General features: G+C 67.2%; 16 protein-coding genes and 1 riboswitch. Of the genes, 7 read left to right on the plus strand and 9 right to left on the minus strand.

The features are described from left to right. Positions 1–295: 295 nt before the first annotated feature. Entirely contained in the window at positions 296–2188 is a 1893-nt protein-coding gene (locus ACMZ91_RS15320; protein ID WP_024956216.1) for a patatin-like phospholipase family protein, read from the minus strand. A 193-nt stretch (positions 2189–2381) separates the two neighbouring features. On the opposite strand from ACMZ91_RS15320, the gene ACMZ91_RS15325 reads away from it, so the two are divergent. The 4 genes from ACMZ91_RS15325 to pncA all read left to right on the plus strand — a co-directional run bounded on the left by ACMZ91_RS15325 (position 2382) and on the right by pncA (position 6800). Then, the gene (locus ACMZ91_RS15325; RefSeq protein ID WP_032963117.1) at positions 2382–3431 is read left to right on the plus strand and encodes a bifunctional nicotinamide-nucleotide adenylyltransferase/Nudix hydroxylase; all 1050 of its coding nucleotides are present in this window, start codon (positions 2382–2384) and stop codon (positions 3429–3431) included. 64 nt (positions 3432–3495) lie between these two features. Then, complete coding sequence (locus tag ACMZ91_RS15330; protein WP_414577672.1) at positions 3496–4905, plus strand: nicotinate phosphoribosyltransferase; 1410 nt, start codon at positions 3496–3498, stop codon at positions 4903–4905. A gap of 135 nt (positions 4906–5040) precedes the next feature. Further along, positions 5041–5270, plus strand: a riboswitch (cobalamin riboswitch). Positions 5271–5431: 161 nt separating this feature from the next. Beyond that, a complete protein-coding gene (locus tag ACMZ91_RS15335; protein WP_005407678.1) occupies positions 5432–6118 on the plus strand; it encodes an epoxyqueuosine reductase QueH in 687 nt (228 codons plus the stop codon). 55 nt (positions 6119–6173) lie between these two features. Next, on the plus strand, positions 6174–6800 hold the full coding sequence (gene pncA, locus ACMZ91_RS15340; RefSeq protein ID WP_414577674.1) for a bifunctional nicotinamidase/pyrazinamidase: 627 nt from the start codon (positions 6174–6176) through the stop codon (positions 6798–6800). A 287-nt stretch (positions 6801–7087) separates the two neighbouring features. Here the strand turns inward: pncA and purU are convergent, their stop codons facing one another. Next, the gene (purU, locus tag ACMZ91_RS15345; RefSeq protein ID WP_414577514.1) at positions 7088–7939 is read right to left on the minus strand and encodes a formyltetrahydrofolate deformylase; all 852 of its coding nucleotides are present in this window, start codon (positions 7937–7939) and stop codon (positions 7088–7090) included. A gap of 114 nt (positions 7940–8053) precedes the next feature. Here purU and ACMZ91_RS15350 point away from each other — a divergent pair, with 114 nt between their 5' ends. Beyond that, positions 8054–8965: a LysR family transcriptional regulator gene (locus ACMZ91_RS15350; RefSeq protein WP_414577499.1), complete on the plus strand. Its 912-nt coding sequence runs from the start codon at positions 8054–8056 to the stop codon at positions 8963–8965. 3 nt (positions 8966–8968) lie between these two features. Here the strand turns inward: ACMZ91_RS15350 and ACMZ91_RS15355 are convergent, their stop codons facing one another. From ACMZ91_RS15355 to ACMZ91_RS15365, 3 genes are all read right to left on the minus strand, one after another. After that, positions 8969–10069 carry an NADH:flavin oxidoreductase/NADH oxidase gene (locus tag ACMZ91_RS15355; protein ID WP_032128207.1) on the minus strand — a complete coding sequence of 367 codons (1101 nt, stop codon included), beginning with the start codon at positions 10067–10069 and terminating at the stop codon, positions 8969–8971. Between the two features lie 113 nt (positions 10070–10182). Then, positions 10183–10989 (minus strand): NAD-dependent protein deacetylase, encoded by an 807-nt coding sequence (locus ACMZ91_RS15360; RefSeq protein ID WP_149909494.1) that lies wholly within the window; start codon positions 10987–10989, stop codon positions 10183–10185. Between the two features lie 55 nt (positions 10990–11044). Next, complete coding sequence (locus ACMZ91_RS15365) at positions 11045–11446, minus strand: acyl-CoA thioesterase (RefSeq protein WP_004153688.1); 402 nt, start codon at positions 11444–11446, stop codon at positions 11045–11047. A gap of 152 nt (positions 11447–11598) precedes the next feature. Between ACMZ91_RS15365 and ACMZ91_RS15370 the strand changes: the two genes are divergently transcribed. Next, entirely contained in the window at positions 11599–12234 is a 636-nt protein-coding gene (locus ACMZ91_RS15370) for a LysE family translocator (protein ID WP_032128209.1), read from the plus strand. A gap of 189 nt (positions 12235–12423) precedes the next feature. Here ACMZ91_RS15370 and ACMZ91_RS15375 read toward each other — a convergent pair whose 3' ends face one another. Beyond that, the gene (locus ACMZ91_RS15375; protein ID WP_004153683.1) at positions 12424–13443 is read right to left on the minus strand and encodes a ribonucleotide-diphosphate reductase subunit beta; all 1020 of its coding nucleotides are present in this window, start codon (positions 13441–13443) and stop codon (positions 12424–12426) included. A 127-nt stretch (positions 13444–13570) separates the two neighbouring features. Further along, positions 13571–15973, minus strand: a complete 2403-nt coding sequence (locus ACMZ91_RS15380) for a ribonucleoside-diphosphate reductase subunit alpha (protein ID WP_032128210.1) — start codon at positions 15971–15973, stop codon at positions 13571–13573. A 530-nt stretch (positions 15974–16503) separates the two neighbouring features. On the opposite strand from ACMZ91_RS15380, the gene ACMZ91_RS15385 reads away from it, so the two are divergent. Further along, positions 16504–17340, plus strand: coding sequence for a DUF2884 family protein (locus tag ACMZ91_RS15385; RefSeq protein WP_414577501.1), 837 nt, complete (start codon positions 16504–16506; stop codon positions 17338–17340). A 75-nt stretch (positions 17341–17415) separates the two neighbouring features. Here the strand turns inward: ACMZ91_RS15385 and zapE are convergent, their stop codons facing one another. Next, positions 17416–18516, minus strand: coding sequence for a cell division protein ZapE (gene zapE, locus ACMZ91_RS15390; RefSeq protein ID WP_032128212.1), 1101 nt, complete (start codon positions 18514–18516; stop codon positions 17416–17418). Further along, the gene (locus ACMZ91_RS15395; RefSeq protein ID WP_049400585.1) at positions 18513–19184 is read right to left on the minus strand and encodes an alpha/beta hydrolase; all 672 of its coding nucleotides are present in this window, start codon (positions 19182–19184) and stop codon (positions 18513–18515) included. The genes zapE and ACMZ91_RS15395 overlap by 4 nt, the downstream gene beginning before the upstream one ends. Positions 19185–19218: the final 34 nt, after the last annotated feature.

The following is a 19218-nucleotide window of genomic DNA, read 5'->3' on the forward strand; positions in this document are numbered from 1 at the left end:
CCGCTTGCTCGTGTGCGCAGTCCTGCGCACACGGCAAGACCGGGGTTGGGCGTCCTGCCCAACCCGCCCGAGGCATGCCTCGGGCCCATGCGGCTCACGCCCCCGCAACCGGACCCACCCCGCCTTCGACAGGTTTCCGCGAGCTGTCGAAACGGCATCCTTTGCTGCTGTGGGTAGGTGTCGACCTTGGTCGACACGGTGGATCCACGTCGTGCGTGGATGCTCTTCGATGAATGTTCGAAATATTCGATTTCGATGGGGTTCCATCCACGCATGGCGTGGATCTACTACCGGGTCAGTAGATCGGCGTCACCTTCATCTGTGGCAGCGGACGCGGTGCGCCGTCGGTAAGGTCCGGGCCGAGGTCTTCCCAGGTACGTCCCTGCTCGACCATCAACCCCCACAGCTGCTGCGAGGCCAGCCGCTTGTCTTCCGAGCCCAGCTTGTACGACGGCGGTGCCGGTTCCCCGCGGGCAACCATCGAATAGGCCGCACGGTAGGCCAGTACCTGCTGCGCCGGATCATCGGTGCGTGCCACTTCCAGCGTGTAGCGCTGGTAGGCTGAGGCCAGGTTGCGCCAGCGGATCCAGTAGTGGTTCTCGAACGAGAACGAACAGAAGCGCGCACCGGCGAGGCTGCCCTTGTCGGCGATGCGGGTCAGCACCTCCTGCGGCATGTCCAGGTTCATGCCGCCCTCGTCGCCCTGCAGGCTGACGTGCACGATGCGGTCGCGGTAGCCCGGCGCGCGCGCCTGCAGCAGATCGCGCCAGTTCTGCATGGTCGCCACCACCGCGAACAGGAAGCGGCCCAGCTCGGCGGCCGCCAACGGTGTGGCGATCGACTGGTAGGTGCGCTGCCAGCCGTGCCGGTTCTCGGTGGGCAGGAACACCGCGTGCTCCAGCGACTGGCGGCCACTGCTGCCGTGGTTCACCTCTTCGGCGTGCTGCGGGTAGACCAGATTGATGGCGAAGGTCGGCCAGCGCGGCAACGCGGCATCAAACAGATGGATCGGGAAATTGCTGCTGATGCCACCATCGGAGAACCAGCAGATGCGGAAGGCGGTGATCACCGGGCCGCAAGCCTGCCCGGCGCTGGTCAGCCCTTCCATGCTGTCGGCCACGTTGTGCTCGGGGTCGGCCGCCGGCGCGGTAGGCTCGCAGCGTCGTTCGCGGCGTGAGGGTTCATGCAGCGGCACCGCGCTGATCAGCAGCGGGAAGCTCAGGCTCATGCGCGTGGCCACCAGCACCGGCAGCTTCGGGCCCGGCGGCAGGTGGTAGTACTGACGCCCTTCCACCTCCAGCGGCGGGCCGGCCTGCGTCACCAGCCACTGCACCACGCTGGCCGGGAACAGCTGCTCGAATTCCTCGCGCAGGAACCAGAACTGCGCGCCGCCCAGCGGCAGCGTGCGCGGCTCGTTGTGCGACACGCAGGTGGTGATCATCTGCAGGCTGATCGCATGCGGGCTGTCCGGCTCGCCGGCATAGCGCGGCGCGTCGTGCAGGTCGGCGAAGGTGAGCGGTGCATCCAGCGGCTTGCCGGACAACTGCTGCAGGCATTCGTGCAGCCACTCGGTCAGTGCCGGTGTGCGTGCATCGCGGCCGAGGCCGCTGCACAGGCCCAGCAGATTGCGTCGCGCCACGCGTGCCACACGAAGCGCGGCACCGGCCACACCCGCACCGTACGCACACAGCAGCGACGGCAGCAGCGTGGCCGCCACCCCGCTCCAACCACCGCCCCACCAGCCCAGGCCGAGCAGCAGCGCCAGCGACACCAGCACTTCCAGCGGCGCGATCTCGAACACGGCAACGGCCAGGCACAGCAGCTTGTGCGGCAGGCTGGCATTGCCGGTCAGCACCACCAGCAGGCGATAGGCCGCGCGTGCGCCGCGTGCGGGCTGGAACAGGCTGTAGATGAAGCCGCGCCGCGACAGCTGCGCCGACACCGCCGACAACCCGCCATAGCCTGCATCGCCGGGCAGGTGCTCGCCGGCCTGCTGGCGACGATCACCGCAGGCCGCCGCAGCCGCCACGGCGGCGGCGATGGCGCCGGCCGAAGTGCCGCCGATGCTCTTGAAGCGATACTCGCGCGCCAGCGCCAGTACCGCATTGGGGTACACGATGCCGCTGGTGATGCCGCCTTTCATGACCAGATCGCAGTACTTGTCCGCCACTGTCTTGCCCCCGAGCATGCCGTCCGCCGCGTGGGTGCCAGTATGGCGCAGGGGCTTCTCAGGGCCTGAGAACAACGGCGCAGTCCGCGCACGCGATGCGCCGTTCAGCAGAAAGCACGGCTGCAGGCTTGACCCGCCCCGCCATCGGCGTAGCATCTGCAGCAAGCCAAGGGACAGACCCGCGGCTGCCACAACGACATGAGGGATTCTCATGGAATTCGACTATCTCGTCTTCATCGGGCGATTCGAGCCCTTCCACAACGGCCACGCCGCCGTTGCCCGCCTGGCCCTGAGCCGGGCCCGCAAGCTGATCTTCCTGGTCGGCTCTGCCGATACCCCTCGCAGCCTGCGCAATCCCTGGACCGTGGCCGAACGTGCCGTGATGATCCAGGCCGCCCTCGATGGCCACACCGACCGCCTGCTGATCCGCCCGCTGCGTGACCACCTGTACAACGAAGCGCAGTGGATCGCCAACGTGCAGCGCCAGGTGGCTGACGCCCTGCGCAACGACGGCGCCGCCGCCGATGCGAAGGTGGGCCTGATCGGCATGGACAAGGACGCGTCCAGCTACTACCTGCGCGAGTTCCCGCAGTGGCCGCTGGTGGACGTGCAGCACACCGCCACCCTGTCGGCCACCGAGCTGCGGCGCTACCTGTTCGAAGCCGGCGACGTCGACTTCCACGGTGCGCTGCTGATGCTGCGTGGCAATGTGCCGGCGCCGGTGTACGACATGCTTGAAGCGTTCCGCAAAAGCGCGCCTGCCTATGGCCAGCTGGTGGCCGAGTACCGCTTCATCGAACAGTACAAGGCCGCCTGGAAGGATGCGCCCTACGCGCCCACCTTCGTCACCACCGATGCGGTGGTGGTGCATTCGGGCCACGTGCTGCTGGTGCGTCGCCGCTCGGAACCCGGCAAGGGGCTGTGGGCGCTGCCCGGCGGCTTCGTCGGCCAGGAACAGAGCCTGCTCGACAGCTGCCTGCGCGAACTACGCGAGGAAACCCGGCTGAAGATTCCGCTGCCGGTGCTGAAGGGGTCGCTGAAGGGCCAGCAGGTCTTCGACCACCCCGACCGCAGCCAGCGCGGCCGCACCATCACCCACGGCTTCCACTTCGAGTTTCCGGCCGGTGAACTGCCGCCGGTGCGCGGCGGCGATGACGCCGACAAGGCGCGCTGGATACCGGTGAGTGAAGCCCTGGACATGGGCCCGCAGCTGTTCGAAGACCACCTGCACATCCTGGAGTATTTCCTCGGCCGCGGCTGACAGGCCCGGCCTCCCCACTGGCGGATAGACCGCTGGTGTCACTCGACGCGAAGGAGCTTCCGTCATGCACTACCTCGATAATCTTCTCCTCAACACCGACAGCTACAAGGCCAGCCATTGGCTGCAGTATCCGCCGGGTACCGATGCCACGTTCTTCTACGTCGAATCACGTGGCGGCCTGCACGATCGCACGGTGTTCTTCGGCCTGCAGGCGATCCTCAAGGACGCGCTGGCACGACCGGTCACCCACGCCGACATCGACGACGCTGCTGCGGTATTCGCCGCGCACGGCGAACCGTTCAACGAGGCCGGCTGGCGCGATATCGTCGACCGGCTTGGCGGCCACCTGCCGGTGCGCATCCGCGCCGTTCCCGAGGGCAGCGTGGTGCCCACCCACCAGGCACTGATGACCATCGAGTCGACCGATCCGGCTGCGTTCTGGGTGCCGTCGTACCTGGAAACGCTGCTGCTGCGCGTGTGGTATCCGGTCACCGTGGCCACCATCAGCTGGCACGCACGGCAGACCATCGCCGCGTTCCTGCAGCAGACCAGCGACGACCCGCAGGGGCAGCTGCCGTTCAAGCTGCACGACTTCGGCGCGCGCGGTGTATCGAGCCTGGAATCGGCCGCGTTGGGCGGTGCCGCGCACCTGGTCAACTTCCTCGGCACCGATACCGTGTCGGCGCTGTGCCTGGCACGCGCGCACTACCACGCGCCGATGGCCGGCTATTCGATTCCGGCCGCCGAGCACAGCACCATCACCAGTTGGGGCCGCGAACGCGAGGTGGACGCCTATCGCAACATGCTGCGCCAGTTCGGCAAGCCCGGTTCGATCGTGGCGGTGGTGTCGGACAGCTATGACATCTACCGCGCGATCAGCGAACACTGGGGCACCACCCTGCGCGATGACGTGATCGCGTCGGGCGTCACCCTGGTTATCCGTCCCGACTCGGGTGACCCGGTGGAGGTGGTGGCCGAAAGCCTGCGCCGGCTGGATGAAGCCTTCGGCCACGCGATCAACGGCAAGGGCTATCGCGTGCTCAACCACGTGCGGGTGATCCAGGGCGATGGCATCAATCCGGACACCATCCGCGCGATCCTGCAGCGCATCACCGACGACGGCTACGCTGCCGACAACGTGGCCTTCGGCATGGGCGGTGCACTGCTGCAGCGGCTGGACCGCGATACGCAGAAGTTCGCGCTGAAGTGCTCGGCCGCACGGGTCGAGGGTGAGTGGATCGATGTCTACAAGGATCCGGTGACCGATGCGGGCAAAACAAGCAAGCGCGGCCGCATGCGCCTGCTGCGGCGCCTGGATGACGGCAGCCTGCACACGGTGGCGTTGCCGTGTGACGGTGATGAGACGCTGCCGGACGGCTTCGAGGATGCGATGGTGACTGTGTGGGAGAACGGCCGCCTGCTGCACGATCAGCGCTTGGACGACATCCGCACGCGGGCTGCTGCGGGGCATTGAAGGTGCATCCCGACCGGGGTCAGAGCCCGCTGCGTGGCAGCGGGATCCGACCCCTTCCTTCCACTGGGGTCGGATCCCGTTGCAGCGCAGCGGGCTCTGCCCCCCCCGCGCTCTTGACCGGCGCCACCAACAGGTCCACCTTGCACACGCCGAAGGTATCCCTCCCATCGCTGCGGCGCGGGGAGGGATTTAAACGGGAATCCGGTGAAGGCGCCTCGCGCGTCCATTCCGGAGCTGCCCCGCAGCGGTGAATGGAAACGAATCCTGCCAACAGCACTGGGCTCGCGCCTGGGAAGCGGCAGGTAGTAGGTGGGCTGCGGCCCGAGTCCATCAGCCCGAATACCGGCCCCGGCCGGGGGACACGACCGTCCCCTGACTCGACCTGGAATCTCCGCGGGGAGGTTGCCGGGGCCGTCGTCGTCCTGCGCGTGCAGGCGGTGTGGCCGCGCGCGTCCTGTTCACGGCATCCGGCCAGACCCGTTCACCCACGCGCTGATGCATGGGCCACCGCCGTTGCCGGCGGTCCATGCGGTACCTGACGATGACCGAGCTCCAACGCCCCACCCTGACCCTGCCCGCCGACGGCAAGCGCCTGCTGCTGCATTCGTGCTGCGCGCCCTGTTCCGGCGAAGTGATGGAGGCGATCACCGCCTCCGGGATCGACTACGCGATCTTCTTCTACAACCCCAACATCCACCCGGTGAAGGAGTACGAGCTGCGCAAGCAGGAGAACATCCGCTTCGCCGAGCAGCACGGCATTCCCTTCATCGACTGCGACTACGACACCGACAACTGGTTCAGCCGCGCACGCGGCATGGAAAACGAGCCCGAGCGCGGCATCCGCTGCACGATGTGCTTCGACATGCGCTTCGAGCGCACTGCGTTGTACGCGCACGAGCACGGTTACGACACCATCAGTTCTTCGCTGGGCATCTCGCGCTGGAAGAACATGGCGCAGATCAACGACTGCGGCATCCGCGCCGCCTCGCGCTATGAAGGCCTGCAGTACTGGGACTACAACTGGCGCAAGGGCGGCGGTGCCAGCCGCATGATCGAGATCAGCAAGCGCGAGCAGTTCTACCAGCAGGAATACTGCGGCTGCGTGTACTCGCTGCGCGATGCCAACCGCCATCGCCGCGAGAATGGCCGCGAGCGGATCAAGATCGGCCTGTTGTACTACGGGCAGGACGCTGGGACGCCGCAGGACGATTGACGTGCAGGCATGGGGCGGCCACGCTGGTCGCCCCTTCTGTTGTACCGGAACTGCCATGACCGCCCTGCCCGCCGATGTCGCCCTGCTGGTGATCGACCTGCAGCCGGACTTCATGCCCGGTGGCGCCCTGGCCTGCGACCAGGGCGATGCGCTGGTGGCACCCATTGCCGATCTGCTGGCGCAGCGCCGCTACCGCACCGTGGTGGCAACACAGGACTGGCACCCGGCCGACCATGCCTCGTTCGCCAGCCAGCACCCCGGCCAACGCCCGTTCGAGACCATCCTGCTGCACGCGCAGCCGCAGACCCTGTGGCCGGACCACTGCGTGCAGGGCAGCGCCGGTGCCGCCCTGCACCCGGGCGTGGACTGGACCGTGGCCGACCTGATCCTGCGCAAGGGCACGCGCCAACAGGTGGATTCGTACAGCGCCTTCCGCGAGAACCACGGCCCCGAGGGCGAGCGCCCGGCCACCGGGCTGGCCGGCTGGCTGCACGAACGCCGCATCCGCGAAGTGCACGTATGCGGCCTGGCCCGTGACTACTGCGTGCTGTGGAGCGCGCAGGACGCGGTGAAGTCCGGCTTCCGGGTGAAATTCCTGTGGGAGCTGACCAAGCCGGTGACCGACGCCAACGACGCGATGGTGCGCGAGGCGCTGGGCAAGGCGGGGATCGCGATCGCCTGAGGCGTGACCGCCGGGCATGGCCCGGCGCTACCGCGCACGTCGCTTATGCCGCTTGCGCGCTCCTGCCCACAACAACACAATCGATTCATCCAGCCCCCTAACTACGCCCCCCTATAGATCGCGGGACGGCCGAACCGGGGGCTTTTCATTGGATGAAATCAGGATTCGGTAGTGCCGGCCGCTGGCCGGCAACCTCGGGATCTCTGCAGTTGCCGGCCAGCGGCCGGCACTACCGGATAGCACCCGTGGTAGCGCCGGGCCATGCCCGGCGGACGCGGGATGGGCGATTACCGGAATACCACCGTGCGATGCCCATTGAGCAGGATGCGGTGCTCCACATGGCGCCGAACGGCGCGGGCCAGCACCAGCGATTCGGTATCGCTGCCCAGCCGCACCAGTTCGCGCGGTGCCATCGCATGGTCCACGCGGGCCACGTCCTGTTCGATGATCGGGCCTTCGTCCAGGTCCTCGGTGACATAGTGCGCGGTGGCGCCGATGATCTTGACCCCACGCGCGTGTGCCTGGTGGTACGGCTGCGCGCCCTTGAAGCTGGGCAGGAAGCTGTGGTGGATGTTGATCGCACGGCCGGCCAGCGCGCGGCACAGCGTGGGTGACAGGATCTGCATGTAGCGCGCCAGCACCACCAGGTCGATGCGTTCGCGCTCGACCAGGTCGATGATCTGCTGCTCCTGCACCGCGCGTGTATCGGCGGTCACCGGCAGGTGGTGGAACGGCACCTGGTAGGACGCCGCCAGCGGCGCAAAGTCGGCGTGGTTGGACGCCACTGCTGCGATGTCCACCTTCAGCTGGCCGCTGTGGGCGCGGAACAGCAGGTCGTTGAGGCAATGCCCCTGTTTGCTGACCAGCACCAGCAGCCGCGCGCGGCGTCGGCCATCGTGCAGCTGCCAGTCCATGCCGAAGCCCTCGGCGAGCGTGGCCATGGCGACGTGCACGGTTTCCAGCGGCAGGCCGGCATCGCGGTCGAAGTGCACGCGCAGGAAGAAGCGGCCACTCTCCTCATCGCCGAACTGCTGGGCGTCGAGGATGTTGCAGCCGTGGTCGAACAGCAGGCCGGACACGCGGTAGACGATGCCGGTGCGGTCGGGGCAGGACAGGGTAAGAATGGAATCGGGGCGCATCGCCACAGTGTAGGGCAGCGCCCTGCCCAGCGGCCGGATGATCACGGGTGCAACCGACCTGCTTGGTTCAGTACCAAGCGATACTTGGACCTTCCCGTGGCAAGCTGGTCGGTCATGAACCTGTTGCAACTGATCCGCAGCTTCACCCGCACCGCAGAGACCGGCAGCATTGCCGCCGCGGCCCGCATCCTTGGCATCAGCGCCACCGCGGTCGGCCAGAACATCAACCGGCTGGAGGCCCATCTGGGCGTACGGTTGCTGAACCGGAGTACGCGGCAGCTGGCGCTCAGCGAGGCCGGCGCGCTGTACCTGGCGCAGGTGCGCCACATCGAAGCCGACCTGGCGCGCGCGCAGGCGATGGTCACCGCCGGTGACATCGAACCGGCCGGGCCGCTGCGCATCGCCAGCAGCAGCGCCTTCGGTCGCCACGTGCTTGCCCCCTTGTTGCCTTCACTGCAGCAGCGCTACCCACAACTGCAGCTGGAGCTGCGCCTGACCGACCGCGCCGTGCAGCATGGGCCGGAAGCGGTGGATGCCAGCATCCGCATCGGGGCGCAGCTGGAGGACGGCGTGGTCGCGCGGCAGCTGGCGCGTGTTCCGTTCGTGTTCTGTGCCTCGCCGGCCTACCTGAAGGCGCACGGCGTCCCGCAACAGCCTTCCGATCTGGGCGGTCATCGCGGGTTGCTGCACCGCTTCCCCACCGATGGCCGGCCATTGCGCTGGGGCCTGCTGAAGGACGGCCAGCGCGTGGACGCCGCGCTGCCACCGAGCATGGTCTGCGATGACATCGATGCGCTGGCGACGCTGGCGGCGGCCGGTGCCGGCATCACCCGGCTGGCCGCATTCGTGGCCGAGCCGTACCTGCGCGATGGCCGCCTGCAGGCGGTGTTCGGCGCCGACACCGCGTGGCGCCCGGCACCGATGGAGGTCTACTTCTGCGTCAGCGACCGCCGCGATTTCACCGCCAAGATCCGCGCGCTGTTCGAACACCTTCAGGCCGGCATCGCGCCGGCCTGGCGGGTGTGAGCCTCAGCGCGTCTTGAACACGCCGCGCGCATCGCGCGGCTCGCAGCGCAGGTACTGCGGCGCCGGTTCCACGCTGTCGCGCAGCGCGGCGGCGGCATGCCACGGCCAGCGCGGGTCGTAGAGGATGCCGCGCGCCAGGGCTACCGCATCGGCGTGGCGATGGCGCAGGATCGATTCGGCCTGCTCCGGTTCGGTGATCATGCCCACGGCGATGACCGGCATGCGCACCTTGGCCTTGATCGCCGCTGCGAACGGCACCTGATAGCCCGGGCCGACGGTGATCTTCTGGCGCTCGTCCAGGCCACCGCTGGAGACATGCAGGAAGTTGCAGCCGCGCGCGTCCATCACCTGCGCCAGCGCTTCGCTCTGCACCAGATCCCAGCCGCCATCGACCCAGTCGCTGGCGGAGATGCGCACGCCCACCGCGACCTTGTCGGACACTGCCGCACGCACCGCATCGAACACCTCCACCAGCAGGCGCAGGCGGTTCGGCAGCGAGCCACCGTAGCCATCGGTGCGGCGGTTGCTCAGCGGCGACAGGAACTGGTGCAGCAGATAACCGTGCGCGGCATGCAGCTCGATCAGCTCGAAGCCCAGGCGCTCGGCGCGCACCGCACTGGCGGCGAAGGCGGCGATGACCTCGGCGATGCCGGCCTCGTCCAGTTCCTGCGGTGCCGGATCGGCGGCATGGAACGGCAGCGGCGACGGCGCCACGGTGGCCCAGCCACGCGCATCGTCGGCCGGCAACTGGCCACCACCGTCCCACGGACGCCTCACCGAGGCCTTGCGGCCGGCATGGCCCAGCTGGACGCCCAGCGGCATCGGCGACCAGCGGCGGACGCTGGCCAGCACCTGCGCCAGTGCGGCCTCGGTGCCGTCATCCCACAGGCCCAGGTCGGCCCAGCTGATGCGGCCGCGCGGTTCGACCGCGGTGGCTTCCAGGATCAGCAGGCCGGCACCGGACTGCGCCAGGTTGCCCAGATGCATGGCGTGCCAGTCGCTGGCGCGGCCATCTTCGGCGGAGTACTGGCACATCGGCGCGATGACGATGCGGTTGGACAGGGTCAGGGGGCCGAACGAGATCGGCGAAAACAGCTGGCTCAAGACGGTGATGAACGACGTAGGGGGTGCGTATTGCACCGCCGCACGGCCTGCGAATCAACCGTCTGGATGGATCGCTGTTTCGCGGTGGGCGTGCAGCCGAGCGTGTGCTCGGCTCAGGACGAAGCCCACGCGGCCAGCGCCTCGGCGCAGTCCCGTTCATCCTTGAACTGCAGCAGGTCGTCGGCGCGGGTGCGGCCACGGTTCAACGCCGCCACCGGCAGCCCTGCCCTGGCCGCCGCCTGCACGAAGCGGAAGCCGGAATAGACCATCAGCGATGAACCCACCACCAGCACGGCGTCGGCCTGCTGCAGGTGCTCCTGCACCGCCTGCACGCGCTCCCGCGGCACGTTTTCGCCGAAGAACACCACATCCGGCTTCAACACGCTGCCGCAATGCGGGCACTCGGGCACCACGAACGCGGAGAAATCGGTCTCCAGATCGGCATCACCATCGGGCGCGATGCCTGCCTCCAGCGCGTCCCAGCCGGGATTGGCGTCCAGCAGGCGCTGCTGGAAGTCTTCACGATCGCTGCGACGCTCACAGCCCATGCAGCGCACCAGATCCAGGCGGCCATGCAGGTCGATCACGTTGTGGCTGCCGGCACGCTGGTGCAGGCCGTCCACGTTCTGGGTCAGCAGCACCTGCAGCTTGCCTCGGCTTTCCAGCGCGGCCAGGGCCTGGTGGGTGCCGTTGGGCCGGGCCAGGCCGAAGCGCGGCCAGCCGAGCAGGCTGCGCGCCCAGTAGCGCTGGCGGGTGGCCGCCTCGCCCATGAAGGCCTGGTAGGTCACCGGCGGCGTGCGTTTCCACTGGCCGTCGGCATCCCGGTAATCGGGAATGCCCGAGGCGGTGCTGCAGCCGGCGCCGGTCAGCACGAACAGGCGCTGGGCACGGTCGATGAAGTCGGTCAGTGGCAGGGTCATGGCTGCCAGATGGGGGCGCGGTGGCGCCCCCGCAAGCGCCGGTCCGTTGGCCGGGTCAGGCCGCCGGCAGCGGCGGTACCGCGATCGGGTGGCCTTCCTCGTCCAGCGCGATCATCACGAAGTGGCCGCGGGTGCACAGCTTGCGCTCGCCGCTGTGCAGGTCTTCGGCGACCAGTTCCACCTCCACCTTCATCGAGCTGCGGCCGACTTCGACGATGCGGCCGATGGTTTCCACCATCTGGCCGATGCGGATCGGCAGCTTGAAGTCGACCTGGTCGCTGCGCGCGGTCACCACGGTGCGGCGCGAGTAACGGGCGGCGGCCAGGAAGGCGGCCTTGTCCATCCACGCCAGCGCCTGGCCACCGAACAGGGTGCCAAGGTGGTTGGTGTGGTTGGGAAAGACGATTTCGGCCATGCGCACTTCGGTGGGCGGCACGGTCTCGGGGATGGGGGTCATGGGGGGGCTTCGGTGTGGGGTGCTGCGGATTCTAAGCGACCGGCGTGATGGCCATCGGAATGCACGTGCAACGGTCACCCGGCAGCGGTGCCTGCGCAGGCCGCGCCTGCGGCAGGCGTTACACTGCGCCACGCCCACTGCCAGGACCGCCCATGCCCGCCACTTCTGACCTGCTGGCCTTCGCGCTGGTTTCACTGGCCATGGTGCTCACGCCCGGGCCGAACATGATCTACCTGATCTCACGCTCGATCTGCCAGGGGCCGATGGCAGGCCTGATCTCGCTGGGCGGGGTGGCGCTGGGCTTCGTGTTCTACATGCTGTGTGCGGCACTGGGCATCACCGCCCTGCTGATGACCGTGCCGTTCGCCTACGACGCGCTGCGCATCGGCGGCGCGCTGTACCTGCTGTACCTGGCCTGGCAGGCGCTCAAGCCCGGTGGCCGCTCGCCGTTCGCGGTGCGCGAACTGCCGCAGGACAGCCCGCGCAAACTGTTCACGATGGGCTTCCTGACCAACCTGCTGAACCCGAAAGTGGCGGTGATGTACCTGTCGCTGCTGCCGCAGTTCCTGCATCCGGACGGCGAGGGCAGTGTGCTGATGCAGTCGATCGTGCTGGGCTCCACCCAGATCGCGGTGAGTGTGACCGTGAACGGCATGATTGCGCTGACCGCTGGCAGCATCGCCGGTTTCCTGGCCGCGCGCCCGACCTGGCAGGTGGTGCAGCGCTGGCTGATGGGCACGGTGCTGGCCGGGCTGGCGGTACGCATGGCGGTGGAAGGGCGACGCTGATTGTAGAGTCGAGCTTGCTCGACCGCTTTGCGCGAACGGCAGTCGAGCAAGCTCGACTCTACAAAGGCCCGCGTGCAGCATGACGGCCGGTAGCACCAGGCAGGCTCCGCCGGGCATGGCCCGGCGCTACCAACAAAAAACCCCGGCGTTGGCCGGGGTTTTTCGTTGCGACAGATCTGACCGGTTCGATCAGAAGTTCATGTCGAAGGCGACTTCGCCCTGCACGCCGACCTGGTAGGCCGAGACGCGGCGTTCGAAGAAGTTGGTCAGCTCCTGCACGTCCTGCAGTTCCATGAACGGCAGCGGGTTGCGCACGTTGTACTTCTTTTCCATGCCCAGCTTGGCGAAGTGCTGGTCGGCGCAGTGCTGCAGGTACTGGCGCATGTCACGGGTCGAGATGCCGGCCACGCCACCGGACAGCACGTCCTCGGCGAACTGCACTTCGCATTCGATGGCTTCGGCCAGCATGTCGTAGACCTGCTGCTTCATCTCTTCGTCAAACAGGTCCGGTTCTTCCTCACGCACCACGCGCACCGACTCGAACGCGAACTCCATGTGCGCGCTCTCGTCGCGGAACACCCAGTTGGTGCCCGAGGCCAGGCCCGGCAGCAGGCCGCGCGAACGGAAGTAGTACACGTAGGCGAAGGCAGCAAAGAAGAACAGGCCTTCGATGCACGCAGCGAAGCAGATCTGGTTGAGCAGGAACTGGCGGCGCTCGGCACGGGTCTCGATGCGCTTCAGGTCCTGGATCGAGTCGATCCACTTGAAGCAGAAATCGGCCTTCTTCTTGATCGAGTCGATGTTCTCCACCGCGGCGAACGCTTTGACGCGCTCTTCCGGATCCGGCAGGTAGTTGTCGAGCAGGGTCAGGTAGAACTGCACGTGCAGCGCTTCTTCATACAGCTGGCGCGACAGGTACATGCGCGCTTCCGGCGCATTCAAGTGCTGGTACAGGTTCAGCACCAGGTTGTTGGACACGATCGAGTCGCCGGTGGCGAAGAACGCGACCAGGCGGTGGATCAGATGGCGCTCACCCGGCGACATCTTGCTGTGCAGGTCGGTGATGTCGATCTGGAAGTTGATCTCTTCCACCGTCCAGGTGTTCTTGATCGCGTTCCGGTACATGTCATAGAACTGCGGGTAGCGCATCGGGCGCAGGGTCAGTTCAAAACCGGGATCGAGCAGCATCTGCTTGGGCTTGTCGGCCATGGGTGTTTCCTTGTCTTCTCGGGTCAAAACGCCGGGCATGGCCCGGCGCTACCTTGGTGTTTTCTGCAGTCGAGCATGGCTCGACTCTACAAAGGGGTGTGCCGGCCAAAGGCCGGCACGGCCGCTTTTACTGGCAGGCCTCGCAGGCTTCCGGGTTTTCCAGCGAGCAGGCGATGGCTTCGTCCGGGCTGAACACCTTGGCCGGGGCTGCGCTGCTCACCGTGGTCTTGGCGATCTTGGTGGCCGGGCGCGAACGCAGGTAGTAGGTGGTCTTGATGCCCTGCTTCCAGGCGTACATGTACATGGAGGACATCGCGCCGATGTTCGGGCTTTCCATGAACAGGTTGAGCGAGGCCGACTGGTCGATGAAGGCACCACGCTCGGCGGCCATGTCGATCAGCGAACGCATCGGCAGTTCCCACGCGGTGCGGTAGACCTCGCGCAGCGTTTCCGGAATCTGTGCCACGCCGGCGATGGAGCCTTCGGCCAGCTTGATGGCATCGCGCATGTCGGCGGTCCACAGGCCCAGCTTCTTCAGCTCGTTCACCAGGTAGCGGTTGACCTGCAGGAAGTCACCGGACAGGGTCTCGCGCTTGAACAGGTTGGACACCTGCGGCTCGACGCACTCGTAGCAGCCGGCGATCGAGGCGATGGTGGCGGTCGGTGCAATCGCGATCATCAGCGAGTTGCGCAGGCCATGCTCCTTGATGCGGGCACGCAGGGCATCCCAGCGCGCGGTGTCTTCCGGCACCACGTTCCAGGCGTCGAACTGCAGTTCGCCACCGGCGGCGCGGGTGTCGTTGAACGACGGGTGCTTGCCGCGTTCCTGGGCCAGCTCGCAGGAGGTTTCCAGCGCGTGGAAGTAGATCGCTTCGGCGATCTTCTTCGACAGGGCGCGGGCTTCGGCGCTGTCGAACGGCAGGCGCTTGCGGAAGAAAACGTCCTGCAGGCCCATGCAACCCAGGCCGACCGGACGCCAGCGCAGGTTGGCGCGGCGGGCGGTTTCGATCGGGTAGAAGTTCAGGTCGATGACGCGATCGAGCTGGCGCACGGCCAGGCGCACGGTCTCGGCCAGCTTCTCGAAGTCGAACTCGTTGTGCTCGTCGAAGTGGTTGCCCAGGTTGATCGAACCCAGGTTGCACACCGCGGTTTCATCGTTGGAGGTGACTTCCAGGATTTCCGTGCACAGGTTGGACAGGTGGATCACGTTGCCCGGACGCAGGGTCTGGTTGCTGGCGCGGTTGCACTTGTCCTTGAAGGTCATCCAGCCGTTGCCGGTCTCGGCCAGCGTACGCATCATGCGGGCGTACAGCTTGCGCGCGGAGATGGTGCGGTTGGCCTTGCCCTGGGCTTCGGCCTGCAGGTAGGCCTGCTCGAAGGCTTCGCCGAACAGGTCGGTGAACTCCGGCACGACGCGCGGATCGAACAGCGACCATTCCTGGTCGGCTTCGACGCGCTTCATGAACAGGTCCGGCACCCAGTTGGCCAGGTTCAGGTTGTGCGCACGGCGGGCTTCGTCACCGGTGTTGTCACGCAGTTCGAGGAAGTCCTCGACGTCGGCGTGCCAGGTCTCCAGGTACACGCAGGCCGCTCCCTTGCGCTTGCCGCCCTGGTTCACCGCGGCCACGGACGAATCCATGGTCTTCAGCCACGGCACGATGCCGTTGGAGTGGCCGTTGGTCGACTTGATCAGCGAACCACGCGAACGCACACGGGTGTAGCTGACGCCGATGCCGCCGGAGAACTTCGACAGCTGGGCGATGTCGCCGTACTTGGAATAGATCGACTCCAGCGAGTCCTGCGGCGAATCCAGCAGGAAGCACGAGGACAGCTGCTCGTGGGTGGTGCCGGAATTGAACAGGGTCGGGCTGGACGGCAGGTAGTCCAGGTTGCCCATGCGCTTGTACAGCGCCAGGGTCTCGGACACATCCTCGCTCAGCGCGCTGGCAATGCGCAGGAAGAACTGCTGCGGGGTCTCGATCACCTTGCGGGTGTGCGGATGGCGCAGCAGGTAACGGTCGTACAGGGTACGCAGGCCGAAGTAATCGAAGTTCAGGTCCAGCGAGATGTCGATGGCATCGTTGAGCTTGCGCGCGTTGGTCTGCACGAAGTTCAGCAGGCGATCGTTGATCAGGCCGACTTCATGGCCACGGCTGACCGACTGCGAGAAGGCATAGATTTCCTGGCCCGAGACTTCCTTGGCGATGTAGTTGGCCAGCAGGCGCGCAGCCAGGCGGCCGTACTCGGGCTCTTCACCGATCAGCAGGGCGGCGGTGCGGATGGACAGTTCGTCCAGCTCGCGGGTGGTGGCGCCGTTGTACAGGCCGGAAATGGTGCGGGTGGCCACGCGCATCGGATCGACGGCGTGCAGGCCTTCGGAGGAACGCTGCACCGCGCGCACGATCTTGTTCAGGTCCACCAGTTCGGTCGTGCCATTGCGCTTGGTCACACTCATCGCGTTGGCCGTCGGCGGCGACGTCAACAGGAATTCGCTTTCCTTCTCGATGGTGGCGCTGGATTCGGTGGTCACGGCGTGTGTCCTCTTGGCGTGATTGGTGGGTGCTCGATGCATCGGGTGACGCAGCCCGGGACATGACAGCCCAGGATGGCAGGACGGCGTCGCAGGGGATGAGACCCTGCGCCTGCCACTGCCGTTGACGATCGCGGATGGATACCCCGGGCACCCCCTGGAATTGGGGTTGCTGCGACCGACGGCCACAAGATAGTGGGGGTAATGGGGTCCGTCAACGCCAAATGTAGTGAAATTCGGCAATCCCTTGCGCCGCAAGGATCGTGCCATCGGCGCCCGGATCAGACGCTTCAGACCTGCCGGAACGGGCTGCGCAGTCAAGCCCGAAAGGCGTCATCACGGTGGTACAACGCACCGCGAAAACGGAACAATGACAGCTTCACATGACAGTGATGAAACTGGCTAGGGACAACCCTGTGGATAGGTGGTGGGCAGTCGGTGGGAATCCGGTGGACGGGTGACTTCCGGCCGGTGACGCCCGCGCGCTGGCAGCGGATGCTGGCCGCTCGCTCCCGGAAAAGGATGCTCCGATGCACCTGCGGTTGCCCGCGCTGGCCCTGCTGCCTGCCCTGTTCATTGCCCCGGCGCTGGCCGCCGAAGGGCCGGACCTGCGTTCGGACCAGTGCGGCATCCATACCGACTACGACGTGCTGGTGGACAGCGGCGGCATCTGGCTGCGGCATGGCCCGCAGGCGCCGCATGAAGTGGTGTTCCACGATGGCGTGCTGAGCCTGGACGACACGATCGTGCCGGTCAGCGAGGCCGACGCCGCCCGCCTGCGGCAGATGGAGGCCGGGGCGCGGCAGCTGATGCCGGCGGCCACCGCGCTGGCCCATGAAGTGAGTGGGCTGAGCTTCGACGTGCTCGACGGGGTCTATGAGAGCCTCACCGGCACCGCCAACAGCCGCAAGGTCCGGCGCCTGCGCCGGCAGGCCGATGACTGGATCGGCGGCACGCTGGGCAAGGGTTACTGGGAACAGGCAGTGTTCGGGCCGGGCTTCGAGGCCAAGGTGCAGGACATGGCCGAGTCGCTGTCCGCGTCCATCGCCCGCAGCGTGCTGTGGCAGGTGTTCACCGGCCGCAGCGATGCGATGGAAGAACGCGCCGACCGCCTGGACGCGCAGATGGAACAGCAGCTGGAAGGCCGCGCCGAGCGCATCGAGGCCCGCGCGCAGGCGCTGTGCCCGCTGGTGCAGTCGCTGGCCGACACCCACGACGCGCTGGAAGTGCGCTACCAGGGCCAACCGCTGCGGCTGCTGGAGCGCGGCGAGAGCGTGCGGGTGGAGCACGGCGATGGCTCGGGCCTGCATGTGTCGGCCGGGCCGGATGAGCGGCCGCGTGGGAATGCGGTGGCGCCGACCCGGTAACCGCGCGGCGGATGCCGGCCAGCGGCCGGCACTACCGGAACCCTGGCCGGCAACGCATTTACCTGGGTGGCGCCCTCACGCCCGGTGCGGGGTACCCAGGTACTCGGCGCTCTGCATTTCGATCAGGCGCGAGGCGGTGCGCTCGAACGCGCCCTGCAGGCGCTGGCCGGTGTACAGCTCGATCGGCGAGGTACTGGCGGTGCAGACCAGGTTGACGTGGCGGTCGTACAGTTCGTCGATCAGGTTGACGAAGCGGCGCGCGGCATCTTCGTTCAAACGGTCGAAGGCGGGGATGCCGCCCAGCAGCACGGTGTTGAACTCGTGCGCGATCTCGATGTAATCCGACGGGCCACGCGGGCCTTCGCACAACGCGGCGAAATCGAACCAGGCAATGCTCTTGCCACGGCCGCGCACCGGGATCTTGCGGCCTTCGATCTCGATGTTGCCGGGCTTGGCCGGCTGGCCGCCGCTCAGTTCGTTCCAGCGCGTGGCCAGCCACTCATCACTGTCGGCGGCCAACGGTGCGCGGTACACCGGCGAGCGGGTCAGCGCGCGCATCCGGTAATCCTCGGTGCCCTCGGCGTACAGCTCCACGCAGAAGCGCTGCAGCAGGCCGATGGCCGGCAGGAAGCTCTCGCGCTGCAGGCCGTTGAGGTACAGGTTCTCCACCGCGGTGTTGGAGGTGGTCACCAGGGTCACGCCCTCGGCGAACAGGCGCTCCAGCAGCCGTGCCAGCAGCATCGCGTCGCCGATGTCGGTGACGAAGAATTCGTCCAGCACCAGCACGCGCAGGTTGCTGCGCCATTCCTGGGCGATCTTCGCCAGCGGGTCGCTCTGCCCCTGGTGCTCACGCAGGCGCTCGTGGACGCTGCGCATGAAGCGGTGGAAATGCGTGCGGTACTTCTGTTTGATCGGCAGGCCGTCGTAGAACAGGTCGACCAGGAAGGTCTTGCCACGGCCGACGCCGCCCCAGAAGTACAGACCCTTCACCGGCTCGGGCTTCTTCCAGAACGAGGACAGGCGGTCCAGCCAGCCGTCTTCGGCGCTGTCGACCAGGCCCAGGTGGATGCGGTCCAGTTCGGCCAGCGCTGCGTGCTGGGCCGGGTCGTTCTGCCAGTCGCCACGGGCAACCCCTTCCGCGTACCGCTGCGACGGGGTCAGCTCGGTTGCACTCATGCCGCCGCGCCCAGCCAGTGCTTCACGCCGTGGGTCAGCGCGCCACGCAGATCGATCAGCTTGCGGTGGAAGAAGTGGCTGGTCTCGGGCATGCGCACCAGCTCATGCGGGACGTCCAGCGTGTCCAGCCACTGGTAGACGGCCTGCGGGTCGACGATCTCATCCTGCTCGCCCTGGATCACCAGCCAGCGCGCCGGCGGCGCGATGCCATCGAAGTCCCAGCGACCGGCCGGCGGCGCGATCGAGATCAGCGCTTCCGGCTGCAGCGCGGCAGCGGCCTTCAAAGAAACGAACGAGCCGAAGCTGAAACCGGCCAGCCACAGGCGGTCGTCCGGGCGCTGGCTGCGCACCCAGGCGGCGACGGCTTTCAGGTCGTCCTGCTCGCCCACGCCATGGTCGAACTCACCGGCCGACGCGCCGACGCTGCGGAAGTTGAAGCGTACCGTGGCGATGCCCAGCTCGCGCAGCGTGGTGGCGGTCATGGTGACCACCTTGTTGTGCAGGGTGCCGCCTTCGGTGGACAGCGGATGGCAGACGATGGCCACGATCGGCTGCACCGGCACATCGGCCTTGGGCAGGTCAACGACCACTTCCAGCGGGCCGGCCGGGCCGTCCAGTTCGAGGCAGGCGGTTTCGCCGGGGGCGACGGGGAACGAAGGCTTGTGCATGGCACCATGATACCGTCCCCTGCCCCTGCCCTGT

The sequence above is a fragment of the Stenotrophomonas sp. FR024 genome, assembly GCF_047500745.2.
Lineage (GTDB): Bacteria > Pseudomonadota > Gammaproteobacteria > Xanthomonadales > Xanthomonadaceae > Stenotrophomonas > Stenotrophomonas maltophilia_A.

Bases quoted from the DNA above. Each gene is read 5' to 3' on its own strand.
- ACMZ91_RS15325 (WP_032963117.1), top strand. From the start codon at position 2,382: ATGGAATTCGACTATCTCGTCTTCATCGGGCGATTCGAGCCCTTCCAC.
- ACMZ91_RS15395 (WP_049400585.1), bottom strand. From the start codon at position 19,184: ATGCACAAGCCTTCGTTCCCCGTCGCCCCCGGCGAAACCGCCTGCCTC.
- ACMZ91_RS15350 (WP_414577499.1), top strand. From the start codon at position 8,054: ATGAACCTGTTGCAACTGATCCGCAGCTTCACCCGCACCGCAGAGACC.
- ACMZ91_RS15330 (WP_414577672.1), top strand. From the start codon at position 3,496: ATGCACTACCTCGATAATCTTCTCCTCAACACCGACAGCTACAAGGCC.
- pncA (WP_414577674.1), top strand. From the start codon at position 6,174: ATGACCGCCCTGCCCGCCGATGTCGCCCTGCTGGTGATCGACCTGCAG.
- ACMZ91_RS15360 (WP_149909494.1), bottom strand. From the start codon at position 10,989: ATGACCCTGCCACTGACCGACTTCATCGACCGTGCCCAGCGCCTGTTC.
- ACMZ91_RS15370 (WP_032128209.1), top strand. From the start codon at position 11,599: ATGCCCGCCACTTCTGACCTGCTGGCCTTCGCGCTGGTTTCACTGGCC.
- zapE (WP_032128212.1), bottom strand. From the start codon at position 18,516: ATGAGTGCAACCGAGCTGACCCCGTCGCAGCGGTACGCGGAAGGGGTT.
- ACMZ91_RS15385 (WP_414577501.1), top strand. From the start codon at position 16,504: ATGCACCTGCGGTTGCCCGCGCTGGCCCTGCTGCCTGCCCTGTTCATT.
- ACMZ91_RS15375 (WP_004153683.1), bottom strand. From the start codon at position 13,443: ATGGCCGACAAGCCCAAGCAGATGCTGCTCGATCCCGGTTTTGAACTG.
- purU (WP_414577514.1), bottom strand. From the start codon at position 7,939: ATGCGCCCCGATTCCATTCTTACCCTGTCCTGCCCCGACCGCACCGGC.
- ACMZ91_RS15365 (WP_004153688.1), bottom strand. From the start codon at position 11,446: ATGACCCCCATCCCCGAGACCGTGCCGCCCACCGAAGTGCGCATGGCC.
- ACMZ91_RS15320 (WP_024956216.1), bottom strand. From the start codon at position 2,188: ATGCTCGGGGGCAAGACAGTGGCGGACAAGTACTGCGATCTGGTCATG.
- ACMZ91_RS15335 (WP_005407678.1), top strand. From the start codon at position 5,432: ATGCGGTACCTGACGATGACCGAGCTCCAACGCCCCACCCTGACCCTG.